The 13,118-nt window shown below is 56.4% G+C and carries 12 protein-coding genes; 11 read left to right on the top strand and 1 reads right to left on the bottom strand.

Annotation, left to right across the window (positions count from 1 at the left end; translation table 11 throughout):
* The 11 genes from VI215_13075 to VI215_13025 form a co-directional block, all read left to right on the top strand.
* The coding region (locus VI215_13075) for a DUF4199 domain-containing protein (GenBank protein ID HEY6193249.1) at positions 1 to 470 on the top strand (470 nt) is incomplete at its 5' end.
* Positions 471 to 529: 59 nt separating this feature from the next.
* Positions 530 to 907: a VOC family protein gene (locus VI215_13070; GenBank protein ID HEY6193248.1), complete on the top strand. Its 378-nt coding sequence runs from the start codon at positions 530 to 532 to the stop codon at positions 905 to 907.
* 66 nt (positions 908 to 973) lie between these two features.
* On the top strand, positions 974 to 1,540 hold the full coding sequence (locus tag VI215_13065; protein HEY6193247.1) for a VOC family protein: 567 nt from the start codon (positions 974 to 976) through the stop codon (positions 1,538 to 1,540).
* Between the two features lie 143 nt (positions 1,541 to 1,683).
* Positions 1,684 to 2,130: a DUF1801 domain-containing protein gene (locus VI215_13060; protein HEY6193246.1), complete on the top strand. Its 447-nt coding sequence runs from the start codon at positions 1,684 to 1,686 to the stop codon at positions 2,128 to 2,130.
* An 18-nt stretch (positions 2,131 to 2,148) separates the two neighbouring features.
* Positions 2,149 to 2,466 carry an antibiotic biosynthesis monooxygenase family protein gene (locus tag VI215_13055; GenBank protein HEY6193245.1) on the top strand — a complete coding sequence of 106 codons (318 nt, stop codon included), beginning with the start codon at positions 2,149 to 2,151 and terminating at the stop codon, positions 2,464 to 2,466.
* Positions 2,417 to 3,391 carry an alpha/beta hydrolase gene (locus VI215_13050; GenBank protein HEY6193244.1) on the top strand — a complete coding sequence of 325 codons (975 nt, stop codon included), beginning with the start codon at positions 2,417 to 2,419 and terminating at the stop codon, positions 3,389 to 3,391. Before VI215_13055 ends, VI215_13050 begins: the two co-directional genes overlap by 50 nt.
* A gap of 540 nt (positions 3,392 to 3,931) precedes the next feature.
* Positions 3,932 to 4,312, top strand: a complete 381-nt coding sequence (locus VI215_13045; GenBank protein HEY6193243.1) for a hypothetical protein — start codon at positions 3,932 to 3,934, stop codon at positions 4,310 to 4,312.
* A 151-nt stretch (positions 4,313 to 4,463) separates the two neighbouring features.
* Entirely contained in the window at positions 4,464 to 5,000 is a 537-nt protein-coding gene (gene dcd, locus VI215_13040; protein HEY6193242.1) for a dCTP deaminase, read from the top strand.
* A gap of 66 nt (positions 5,001 to 5,066) precedes the next feature.
* A complete protein-coding gene (locus VI215_13035; GenBank protein ID HEY6193241.1) occupies positions 5,067 to 7,208 on the top strand; it encodes a S9 family peptidase in 2,142 nt (713 codons plus the stop codon).
* A gap of 8 nt (positions 7,209 to 7,216) precedes the next feature.
* Positions 7,217 to 8,035: an orotidine-5'-phosphate decarboxylase gene (gene pyrF, locus VI215_13030; GenBank protein HEY6193240.1), complete on the top strand. Its 819-nt coding sequence runs from the start codon at positions 7,217 to 7,219 to the stop codon at positions 8,033 to 8,035.
* A gap of 113 nt (positions 8,036 to 8,148) precedes the next feature.
* Complete coding sequence (locus tag VI215_13025) at positions 8,149 to 9,735, top strand: DUF2851 family protein (GenBank protein HEY6193239.1); 1,587 nt, start codon at positions 8,149 to 8,151, stop codon at positions 9,733 to 9,735.
* On the opposite strand, the gene VI215_13020 is transcribed toward VI215_13025, so the two are convergent.
* Complete coding sequence (locus VI215_13020; GenBank protein HEY6193238.1) at positions 9,689 to 13,099, bottom strand: DUF4175 family protein; 3,411 nt, start codon at positions 13,097 to 13,099, stop codon at positions 9,689 to 9,691. The two genes, VI215_13025 and VI215_13020, sit on opposite strands and share 47 nt — an antisense overlap.
* Positions 13,100 to 13,118: the final 19 nt, after the last annotated feature.

The raw sequence follows: 13,118 nt of genomic DNA, 5'->3' as shown, positions 1-13,118 counted from the left end.
ACAGTGTCAACAGCTTAAGCCATGGTGAAGGCAACTTTGATTATGACAGAAGCCTGCTCATCGGGTATGCTTCCATGCTCATCGCCTTTTCACTTGTCTTTGTTGGCATTCGGAATTACAGGGATAAGCACAATGAAGGGGTTATCAGTTTTGGCAAAGCCTTCAAAATAGGGATCATGATTGTCTTGATCGCCTCAACCATGTATGTAATCGCCTGGCTGATCGACTCCGCTTACTTCATACCCGATTTTGCCGAAAAATATTCGTCACAGATGCTTGACAAACTGAAAGCCAGCGGAGCGAGCCAAATAGAAATAGAGAAGCAAACAAAAGAAATGGCAAGCTTCGTCAGCATGTCCAAGAATCCATTTTTCAACGCGATGATGGCTTACATCGAAATCTTGCCTGTCGGTCTGGTAGTTACGCTGATCAGCTCGCTTATTTTGAAAAGAAAATCACCCCAGACTTAAAGCGGATCAAATGAGATCAGTAGCGGCATTAACCACGAACAACACATAAGAACAGACCCATGAATAAAGTAACCGGTATTGGCGGCATTTTCTTCAAATGCAAAGACCCCAACAAAATAAAGGAATGGTATAAAACACATCTTGGTGTCGATACTAACGACTATGGAGCGACGTTTGAGTGGCGAGAAGATGCGGACCCCGCAAAGAAGGGTTCCACCTCCTGGAGTCCATTCAAAGACACAACCAAGTATTTTGAACCCTCAACCAAGGACTTTATGATAAACTACCGGGTTGAGAATCTCGAAGCGCTCGTTGACGAATTGAAAAAGGAAGGCGTCACGGTCGTAGATGCGATAGAGGCTTATGACTATGGTAAATTTGTTCACATCCTCGACATGGAAGGGAACAAGATTCAATTGTGGGAACCCGCTGATTAAGCATGACAAAACCGTCAGGCGCACTGTTGCCGCATAGGGTTCATCAAATAATTGAGAGGAAGTAAGATGCGTACAACTTCGTCAGATCGGCGTGCCTGGCCGGCGATCCGGGCAATAGCAGTTCTTTTCGCTCTTCTTATGATATCATTCGGACTTGGTTTTGCTTTGAACAATTGGATAATGACCAAACCGAATGGCGACGCCACAATGGGGAGGGCGACCGGCATCGGGGGGATTTTTTTCAAATGTAAGGACGCCAAGACAATGAGAGAATGGTATAAGACCCACCTCGGATTGAACACCAACCAGTATGGGGCTGTATTTGAGTGGAGACAGGCAACGGATTCAACCCAAAAGGGATTTACCCAGTGGAGTCCATTCAAAGAATCAACCCATTACTTTGACCCGTCAACAAAGGATTTCATGGTCAACTACAGGGTTGCCCAGTTAGAAGGGCTTGTTGAGGAACTGAAAAAGGAAGGCGTAACAATTCTTGACACGATAGAAAGCGCCAGTTACGGAAAATTTGTTCACATACTGGATGCTGAACAAAACAAGGTTGAACTATGGGAACCCAACGACATTGAATATGAGAAACTAGGGGTCCAGATGGGAACGAAGACGACCAAGTGAGTTTGCGGCTATCTCCCCCAAAGAAATCGAGGTCACGGTGGCGCCCGACGGGAAATACCTTGAAGATTCGCCGGACCAAAAGTGACGTCGAACAGATCGCAGAATCAAATGGTGGCGAAGAGTACAAAGGATAAGGAGATTCTATGAGCCCAAAGAAAGACCCCAAGAAATCCAAGGGATTCACCGACGAGGAGCGAGCCGCGATGAAGGCTCGCGTCCAGGAGCTGAAGGAGGAAGCGCGCGCGAACAAGGAGAAAGCGGACGGGGAAAGCGCCGCGCTTGCGGCGATTGCGGCGATGAAGGAACCGGATCGCGCCACGGCAAAGCGGCTTCATGCGATCATCCAAGCCAGCGTACCAACCCTCTCGCCGAAAACCTGGTACGGAATGCCCGCGTATGCCAGGGACGGGAACGTCGTCTGTTTTTTCCAAGCCGCACAGAAGTTCAAAACCCGGTACGCGACATTTGGCTTCAGCGACAAGGCTCGCCTTGACGAGGGTCATCTGTGGCCGGTCGCATTCGCGCTGAAGGAGTTGGATGCCACGGCAGAGACAAAGATCATCGCTCTGTTGAAGAAAGCGGTGAGTTGAGAAAGAGAGGATGAAGTAATGAACGAGATCAATCAACCGTACACGCTCGGGATCTGGTCGGCTAAAGCCGGCAACGAGATGGCGTTTATCGGCGAATGGAACGCCTTTGCCCGATGGACCGCTCACAATCAACCTGGGGCCGCCGGAACTGCCTATCTCCTTCAGGATTCTGCGAACCCACGACAGTTTATTTCTTTCGGCCCCTGGGAGAGCGCCGATGCAATCAAGGCATGGAGAGACCGCCCTGAATTCAAGGCTTTTGTCTCGAAGGCTCGTGAGCTTTGCGATGATTTTCAGCCGCGATCTCTCGTCCGGGTTGCATCATCCGCGGATTAGGAAGGGAGTTTTTCCTATGTTCGTACGCATGGGTATTCCCGTGGGGAGTAATCGTCGATCCCGTTTCCTCATTGTAGCCTCGCTCCTGCTATCATCCGCACTCACCAGTCAGGTACTTAAAACCGGCTACGCTGATATTGAGGGCAGAAAGGTGTACTATGAGGAGAAAGGGGAAGGAAGAGCGCTTCTTCTTATTCACGGATTCAGCCTGGACTCTCGAATGTGGGACGACCAGTTTGACACCTTTGCCATGCAGTATCGTGTCATCCGGTATGACATGAGCGGTTATGGGCGCTCATCGGTTCCTGACACCCCAATATCATCCAGCACGGAGATCGCCACGCTGCTCAGGAAATTAGGCGTGGATAAGGCCACGATCGTGGGAATGTCATTGGGCGGGTGGGCAGCAGTTCGATTTGCCGTCGACTATCCACAAATGACAGAGGGGGTCATAACCGTCGGCGCATCGCTCGATGGATACCGGTTCAACGAGCCTCTTCGCGGCCGTTTGGCAAGCTACCCGAGGCTTGCGAAGGATTCCGGTCTGGCGAGGGCGAAGGAGGTCTGGCAAGGGGACCGGTTGCTGACACCCGTAAACAAGTCTCGATCCGTGAAGGCGAAAATCCGGCAGATCATTTCCGAATGGTCCGGCATTCAGTTCAGTAAACCAAATCTCTGGGGATTCAAGAAATCTGTTCCACCGGCCATTCGCAGGCTCAGTGAAATCAAGGTGCCGGCATTGGCCATCGTGGGCGAGCGCGATGAACCGGACATGCATAATGTCGCTGATACTTTGGCATCCCTCATTCCCGGTGGCAGGAAGGTGGTGGTCTCGGGGTGCGGCCACCTTCTCAATTTCGAACGGCCTGACGAATTCAATAGAATCGTCCTGGACTTTCTTTCCACGAACGGAAAACGCGAGTAACAACTTTTTCGAGTAATGAAAGCGGTCCCGAAAGACAATCCCCTGCTTTCCACGTGGGGGACCAATAACAGGGTGACGGAATTCTTTTTCGAGAATCTTCCGGACGACCTATGGAGCGAGACGATTCCGGGCGCTCCCCGGCGGACCATTCGCATGATCGCGGGCCATATCCATAATTCGCGGTGTTCATGGATCAAGATGGTCGGAAAACAGTACGGGATCAAGACTCCCTTATCAGTAGACCGAAGGCGCGTCAGTCGAAGCGCATTGCTCCGAGCACTTAAACGGAGCAACCGGGGGATTATAGAGTTATTGACCGCCGGTATCGATCATGGAGGCGTTCTGAACACGAACGTTACGTGGTCCAGTATTCCCCCCGATGCGGCACACTTTATGACTTACATGGTCGCGCATGAGGCCCACCACCGGGGACAGATTATTCTAGCCGCCAGAGCCCTGGGCCACCGGCTTCCACAAGATATCACTACCGGTGTCTGGCAGTGGAAGAACCGACACAGGGAGGTCGCCGGGGAATAGCTCATGCCCACGAACCATTCGGAGTTTGAATCCATCTTTGCCGAATTGAGGGACATTCTTCGGAAACACTCCAGGAGACTCGTCGTGACTGCAGATTCGCCCGGCTATTACTGCCTCGGCGTGGAGTTCAGTCCGAAGCTGGGGAAGGGATATCCTGTCGCCTGGGTCAAGATCAGCAAAGCGTACGTGAGCTTTCATTTCATGCCCGTTTATATGTTTCCGAAACTCGCGGCCGGCCTCTCGAAGGAGTTGCGGACCCGGATGCAGGGCAAATCCTGTTTCAACTTCAAGACCAGGAACGCGGGTCTATTCGAAGAATTGGCGCGCCTGACGACAACGGGATTGCAGGCCTGCCGGGATGAAGGGTATGCGGCGATGAAATGAAGATGCTGACCAGGAGCATGTCAGCATGACAAGGTGGAGAGAGCTTCGGTCAAATTGAGAAACCACCCCCCTTTGCTTCTCTCGCAAATATTGCTAAATTAGAGCACCGTTGCTCCCCGACCATCTGCCCATTCTTACAATTCTGAGCTGAATGATCCTTTCAGACAGGCAAATCCTCGCCGAGATGAGGCGGGGAACGGTGGTCATCAAGCCGTTCAATCGCAAATACCTCGGCTCCAATAGCTACGACGTTCACCTCGGCAGTTGGTTCGCCACATACCGGGACGAAATCCTCGATGCACGCCGCCACAACAAAGTCACCTCGTTCCGGATTCCGAGCGAAGGGATGATTCTCGTGCCGAGCAAACTCTACCTCGGCGTCACGGAAGAATACACGGAAACCCACCGGCATGTCCCGTTTCTTGAGGGGAAGAGCAGCATCGGCCGGCTTGGAATCGACATCCATGCGACCGCCGGCAAGGGGGACATCGGATTCTGCAACACCTGGACGCTTGAAATCTCGGTTCGCCAACCGGTCCGCATCTATGCCGGAATGCCGATCGGCCAATTGATTTACTTCGAGGTGAGCGGCGATGTGGAAGTGCCTTACAATAAACGCACAACCGCAAAATACCGGAAGCGCACGATAAAGCCGGTCGAGTCGATGATGTGGAAAAATTTCAAATAGTGAGAGCGCACCCAGGACCATACTCTCGAACTTTCTTCGCACGACACACACAGGAGGATCCACCCGATGAATCGTAATCGCATAGCACGAACCCTATTACTCCCTACGCTCCTTCTCGCAATTGCCGCCTTCTCCCCTCTGCTGTCGCAGGTGAAACGCCCGATCGAACTTCAGGACCTGTTCAAGATCAAGCGGGTGAGCGATCCCCAACTTTCGCCGGACGGCAAATGGGTGGCGTACGTCGTCGCCGAGGTCGACAAGCCGAATAACAAGTCAAACAACGATATCTGGATCATTCCTTCCGGAGGAGGCGAGGCCCGCCGCTTCGCAAGCAGTCCGAAGCAGGACCGCCACCCCCGGTGGTCACCCGACGGAAAATGGATTGCGTTCGAGTCGAACAGGAGCGGGTCCTATCAGATTTATGTGCAGCCCGTCGAAGCGGGCGAGGCGAAACAACTGACCTCGATCTCGACCGAGGCGAATCAGGCGGTCTGGTCTCCCGACGGAAAGAACATAGCGTTTGTCTCGGCTGTCTTCCCCGAATTCTCCGATAAGCCGTACTCGGAAAGCAACGCTCTTAACAAGAGCAAGCAGGACGGGCGGGACACGAGCAAGGTAAAGGCCCGAATCATGACAAAACTGCTCTACAGGCACTGGGACAGCTGGGTCGACGATAAGAGGCAGCATCTCTTTGTCGTGCCGGTTGCCGGCGGGGATCCCCGGGATGTGACGCCCGGCGACCGGGATGCGGTGCCCACCTCTTCGACATTCTCTGCCGGCGACGATTTTGATTTTTCTCCCGACGGCGGCATGCTGGCCTACACCGCGACTCCCGTCCCCCCCCACGACGAATCGTGGAGCACGAACCATGATATCTACGAGGTCAATCTCGCCACGATGGAGCGAAAACAACTCACGACGAATCTCGCGGCAGACGGATTTCCCCGCTATTCCCCTGACGGGAAGTATATCGCCTACCGCGCCCAATCGCGTCCGGGATTTGAAGCCGACCGGTGGCAATTGATGATCTATGATCGCTCCTCGCATGCGAGCCACAGTCTCACGACGGACTTCGATGCCGGGATCGAGTCGATCGTCTGGTCTCACGACGGCAAGACTCTTTACTTCGAGGCGGAAGAGAAGGCGAACCGGCCCCTCTGGTCCGTTACTCTCCGGGATGACGACATCAAGAAGGTCGTCGACGGCGCCGTCAACGGCGACATCAACGTTGCTCCAAACGGAAAGATGCTCGTTTTTTCCCGCCAATCTTTCACACGCCCGGTCGAAATCTACACGGCCTCGCCCGGAGGGAAGAACGCAAAACCTCTTACGCATGTGAACGACGACCTTTTTTCACAACTCGCCTTTGCGGAGCCCGAGGCTGTGTGGTTCGCCGGCGCCGGAGGCACGCAGGTCCAGATGTGGATCATCAAACCCCCGACGTTCTCCGCCGGCGGTACAACGCCCGCGGGGAGCAAGGAAACCGAAGCGAACGTGACGAAAAAATATCCGCTGGTGTTCTGGGCGCACGGCGGCCCGCAAGGCGCTTTCATGAACTCCTGGTCGTATCGCTGGAATCCGGAGCTCTGGGCCTCAAAGGGGTACGTGCTCGCGCTCCCGAATCCCCGCGGGAGCACAGGCTTCGGCCAGAAGTTCGTCGATGAGATCAGCCGCGACTGGGGCGGAAAGGTCTATGTCGATCTCATGAACGGCCTCGGCTATATGGAACAGCTTCCCTATGTCGATACCAGCCGGATGGCCGCCGCCGGAGCATCCTTCGGCGGGTACATGATGGATTGGTTCGAGGGTCATACGGACAAATTCAAGACGATCATCACCCACGACGGCGTCTATAATTTCAACAGCATGTACGGAGTAACGGAGGAAACCTGGTTCGACGAATGGGAACACGGCATTCCCTGGGAGACTCCGGATTACGACAAGTTCTCGCCGCACAAGTACGCCGCCAATTTCAAGACGCCCGCTCTGATCATCCACAGCGAGCTCGATTACCGCGTTCCGGTCGGCGAGGGGATGAGCCTCTTCACCGCTCTCCAACGGAAAGGGATTCCCTCCAAGTGGCTCTACTTCCCGGACGAAGGCCACTGGGTGTTGAAGCCGCTGAACAGCGAGTTGTGGCACAAGACGGTCTTCGAGTGGCTGGACGGGTATCTGAAACCGGACGCCTCCGGAGGGGTTTCGCAATAGGAGCTTCGATGGACTTCGTCCAGAGACTGAGACATATCCAACGAAAGAACAATTCCCTCCTCTGTATCGGGCTCGACACCGACGCGATGAAGGTGCCGGAATTTCTTTACGCGTACGGGGATCCCCAATTCGAATTCAACCGGCGGATCATCGACGCGACGAAGGATATCGTCTGCGCGTACAAACTGAACGTCGCCTTTTATGAATCGGCGGGCGAGCACGGCTGGTATACGATCCACCAGACGCTCGCCAGAATGCCGGACGACGTTCTCAGCATCGGGGACGCCAAGAGGGGGGACATCCCCTCCTCGGCGGAACGTCAGGCGATGCTCCTCTGCGAAGACTGGGAGTTCTCGGGGACGACGGTCAGCCCGTACATGGGGAAGGATTCGGTCGAACCGTTCATGAGACGCCGGGAACAGTGCGCGTTCATTCTGGCGGTGACATCCAACAAAGGCGCGAAGGATTTCCAACACCTGAAGGTGAACGGCAAACCGTTATACGAGCACGTGGTGCGCGCGGCGAAACGGTGGAACACCAAAAAGAATGTCGGATTGGTTGCCGGCGCAAACCGGCCGGCGGAATTGAAGCGCATCCGCTCGCTCGCACCCGGGATGCCGGTTCTGATACCAGGCGTCGGCGCCCAGAAGGGGAGCCTGGAAGAGGCAGTCCGGTACGGATGCGACGCCCGGGGAGAGCTCGCGATCATCAACATCGGACGCAGTATTATCTACGCCTCGAACGGAAAGGATTTTGCGCAACGGGCACGGGAAGTTGCTCTGGAGTACAGGGAGAGAATCAACAAGTACAGGGCGAAGTATTTTTGAGTTCCGCCGCGGAGCGGCGGATTATGCGTTCCCACGCAGAGCGTGGGAACGAGATTTGACCGGGAGGCGATCGGTCACCGTTTCATAAATCCAACCACGACAAGGGAGGCACCATGTCGTCGAAGCCGGCGTCGTACACCATTTCCGAACGATTCCTAAACCAGATCTGGATTCACCAGCGGTTCCCCTCCTCAAACCTCAGGACCGACGACGGAAAACATGTGAGCATCCTCTCTCCGGGAAAACTCAACAGGGACGGGGGACCCGACTTCCGCGGAGCCCGCATCCGGATCGGGGGCGTGCTTTATACCGGGGATGTCGAACTCCACGGACGGCACCGGGAATGGACCGGTCACAGGCACAACCTGGATCCGAAATACAATTCGGTGATCCTGCACGTCGTTCTCCGCGCGAACCCCGGGCGCACTTCTCCGATGACACGCGCACACCGAAGAATTCCCGTTCTCGTCCTCGGCGACTACCTCGATGTGTCCGGAGATCGCGCTCCAGCGGGGGCGAACGCAGACGAAGGCGGAGAGCCCCCGGAGAGGATACGGTGTTATGGCCTCAACGGCATCGTCGATGACGCGACTCTGAAATCATGGCTCCTCAAACTCGCGACCGACCGGATTGAGCTCAAGGTCCGGCGTTTTTCTGAACGCCTCAGGGAGCTGGCGGGCTGTCTCCGGCCGCGTGTGGGTGAGCCGGGGCGCGAATACGACGACCTGCCGTTCGGGCTTTACCCCGGAGAACTCCCCCCACCCAACCTGGACTGCGATCTGCCGGAAGCGAACCGGGACGGTCTCTGGGAACAGTTGATGTACGAAGGGATCATGGAAGCGCTGGGGTACGGTAAGAACCAGGCGCTCTTTCTCAGGCTTGCCAGGAATCTCACCCTCCGGACGATCGCCGGACATTTCATGCCCCCGGGCGGAGGCGACGTATCGCCGAGGCTTGAAGCCGCCTTCTTCAGGATTTCCGGATTACTTTCCGAATCCCTCTCCAAGCCGGAGAAGGAGAGCGCGAAGCATATGAAGCTGTTGCGGAACCTCTGGACGCTGAGCGGGGAATGTTACGGCGGCGAAATGATCTCCGCCGCAGAATGGCAGTTTTTCCGGCTCCGGCCTGAAAATTTCCCGACTCTCCGGCTCGCCGGCGCGGCGAGGCTGATCCCCAGGCTGATACGAAAGGGATTTTTCGGCTACATTCTCCAGATGGTCAGGGGAGACGTGCTGAGCGCGAGGCAGCGCTACTCGATCCTCGAAAATCTCTTTGTCGTTCGCGCGGATTCGTTCTGGTCGAACCACTACCGATTCGGCGAGCGAGCCCGCGGCGAGCTCAAGACTCTCATCGGCAGGAGCCGCGCCGCCGAAATCATCGTGAACAGTATCGTCCCGGTGTGTCATCTTCACGCGCGGGTCAACAAGGATACGATGCTCGAGGAGGGAACGGCGATGCTGTCGGCGGAATGCCCTCCGGGGGGAGAAAACAGCTCCACAACGGCGATCGCAGGGCAACTCGTCAGGCGGCGGTTCGCCCTCGACTCGGCCCTGCTGCACCAGGGGGCGCTGCAACTGCACAAGTTTTACTGCATGGAGGAACGGTGTTCGGAGTGCGAGGTCGGAAGGGTGGTCTTCCGGGGGAGAACCGGCGCTACCGGTTCACATCTTCCTTCTCAAGCTGGTCGAAATATTTCCTGATCAACTCTTCGTAGTCCTTCGAGTACTTTCCCTCCAGCACCTTGAGGAGCTCCTCCCTCAACTTGTTCTTGCCCTCCTGCGTCGAAAGATCGAGCCCGGAGGGGCTTGCGCGCCGGATGTCGGTCCCCGTCTCCGCCTTCCGCCGCTTTTCGTAATCCCGCTCCCGCATCGAGCGGGTCGATTCGAGCAGCCGGGAAAGAATATGTTCCTGCTTTTTGGCGGTGTTGGGATTTACGTTTCCCTGTTCCAGATCGGTCTGAACCTCCTTCATCTCCTGTGCGATGCGATCGAGGTCTCCGAGCAGCTTGCTGTACTCTCCCGCATTCTTCGCTTCGCGGGCAAGTTCCTCCATCGATTTCTGGACGGCTCCCTGCGACCCGCCGAGCCGGTTGTACTGCGCCTGTTGTTCCGGCGTCATTCCCGGCTGACCCTGGCCCATCCCCATCGCCTGCTGGGTGCCCTGGTTGATCCCCTGTTGCATCCCCGTCATCTGCCCCAACCGGCCCATCAGTCCCGCCATGCCCATCCCGCCGGTTCCCCCCTGGAGCCCGTTGAGCGCATTCTGCATCATCATCGCCGCGCGGTTCATCGAACCCATCGCCGCGCCCTGCTTTTCGGACGAGCCGCCCGGGTTGCGTGACTCCATATTTTCCGTCGCCTGCTCCATTTCCTTCATCGCATCGCCCATCTCCTTCGACATCTCCGGGCTCACCGCGAAGGTCTTCTTGGCGAGTTCCGCCATGTTATTGGCGACGTTCCCCAGATCGCTCTTCATCTCGCTCTGCTGCTGGGCCCCTTCGCGGAACCGCTGGGAGTTGGGATCCATCCCCTTTGTCTCCTCCTTCAGCGATTCCTCCCGCTTGGAGAGTTCGAGCATGTTCTGGAGCTGCTTCTTCATCTCCCGGACGACCTGCTTCATCTGCTCGTCCTGCAGGGATTTCTGCACGTCTTTCATCTGCTGCTGGAATTGCGAGAGGGACTGCTCGCTCTGGCTTTGCTGTTGCTGGGCCTTTTGAAGATCGCCGGATTGCATCTGTCCGGAGGATTGTTGCATTTGTTTCGAGAGCTGGTCTTTCTGCAATTGTTCCTGAGCCTTTGCCATCTGATCGACGGGCATTTCCTTCGGGAATTCCTCCATCTTTTTCTGGAGGTCCGCCGCCTGTTTCTCCAGCGACTCGGCCTGTTTCTGAAGATCCTGCTGCTGCTTCGAGAGCTCGTCGCGCTTCTTCTGATCGGAGGGGCTGGTCTTCGCGGTTTGCTCCTTCAGGCCTTCCTGCTGCTTTTGCATTTCCTCCGCGCGTTTGATCAGTTCGTCGATCTTCTGCTCGATGTGGATCCTCTTCAGGAGCTCCACCGTGCGCTCGAGGCTCTGCCGGAACTGATCCTCGGAGAGCTTCAGGCGTTCCATCGCCTGCCTGATTTCCTCGGGCGAGAGCTGCTTCGTCGATTCCTGGAGTTTCTTGAGGGCCTCCTGCAACTCGGGGGATTTCAATTCCTCCATCAGCTTCTGGAGCTCGGAATACTTCTCCATCGTCTCTTTCGAGAGGAGCTTGTTATCCTCCATCTTATTCATCATCTCTTCCAGCTTCTTGGAAGTCTCGTCCAGCTTCTTCTTCATCTCATCGTGCCTCTGCAGGAGCTCCTCGGCCTTCTTCTGCTGCTGCCAGTCGGACTTCTCGCGATTCTTCTTCATCTCCCGCTGCAACTCTTCGATATCCTGTTTGAGCTGCTGGCTCTCCTTTGCGACGCTTTCCATCTGATCGAGCGACTGGTCGTGCGCCTGGGAGACGTCGGAGAACACCTCCTCCAGGGAGGGGAGCCGGAGGAGATAGCTTTCGCTCTTGCCGGACTTCGGCCCCGTTACGTTGTCGTTATCGAACACCTCCACATAGTAGGAGACGGCATCTTCGGGAACAAGACGCAGCTCCGAAACGTCCCAATGATACCAGAGCTCCTGAGGGCTTTGATTCCTGTCGGGCAACGGGATGTCGGTGAAACTATACTTTTCCGCGGGAGGCTCGTAGCGCGACTGTGCCAGCCGGTACGCGACCCGCAGTTTTGAGAAACCAAAATCGTCCTTGATCCGGACGAAGAGGTCGAGCTTCATCCCCTGCGTGAGATCGGTGTTCTTTGCCGGCGAAAGAATCTCCGCGGCCGGATACTCGTCGGGGGTGACCCGGATCGTGTACTCGATCGGATTGACGTTCGGCAGGCCGTCGCTGTCTTTCAGGAGAAGATGATACGTCCCGTTCTTCTTGACGGTGAACGTCCCCTCCGCGGCCGAACCGTCAGGGCTCAGGGACACGCTTGTCGTATCGCTGAAGAGCAGTGTCGCCTCCGAGAGCGGCTTGCTGGAGACGATGTGGATCGCGGCTTTCGTGCCGGGGTAGGCGTTTATATCCCCGGCGTTCTCATCCTGTGTCTTCGCCGGTAGCCTGGTGTACGCCGGCGGGCTCAACCTGACCTGCAGGGTCCGGACGAGCGGCCTGTCGAGAACGTTGATGGTGAACTTATCGCTCTTGATATCGTCGACCGACGCGTAATACTCGGTCGAGGCGCGGATGTTCCCGAGCTCCGTCTTGAACACTCCCCCCTGCAGTTTGAGCGACTGGGTTTCGAATTCAAGCTGCCCCCTCTGTCGGGTGAGCAACGAGATCGCATCGACGGGCTTCCCCTCGGTGCGCACCACGATCGGAACGGTCTCGCCCCGCACGGCGTCCACGTTGCCCGGCTCGATCTTGAAACGGACCGGGAGCGGGTCCGCAAACGAAACGTTGTAATGGACGATCCTGTACATCGATCCGAGAAACCCGGTCGGGGAGGTGACGAACGTGAGGAGAAAAATCCCCGCAGCAAAGAGCACAACCTTTCCCATCTTCCGCACCGCAAAATCATTCACCGCGTCGGCAAAATTCAACGGCTGGATCTGCCGGTAGAGGTCGGTGAACGAGGCATCGATTAAATCGACGGAATAGTTCGGTTGCAGTATCTCACGCTGCTCGTACATTTGCATGGCGTCGAGCAAACGGTCGCGAACCTCCGGAAAATGTTTGCCGACCCTTTCTGCAAGGAGGGCGCTTCCCGCCGACTTGAGGATCCCCGCCATGCGCATCACCGGACGGACGACGAACCAGAAGAGGGATCCCAGCATTCCCGCCGCGGCAACGGAAAACACCGCCGTGCGCCCCGGCGTCCCGAATGAAAAGAGCTCTTCGACGACAACCGCTGCGAGAAGAATCAGAAGGCAGAGCATGCCGGCCGCCAGGGTTCCGTACAGGAGGGCAAGCCGGTTCTCCTTCCTCCGGACCGAAGCGATCCGGCGAAGGATGTCTGAATAGAGGGATGATGGATGCTGAGGTTGCATGAGAGCAGGCCTGGCCGGC

It is taken from the genome of Bacteroidota bacterium, assembly GCA_036522515.1.
GTDB lineage: Bacteria > Bacteroidota > Ignavibacteria > UBA10030 > SZUA-254 > VBOC01.
Note: the sequence above shows the minus strand (reverse complement) of the source record. Positions and strands in the feature narration are given on the sequence as shown.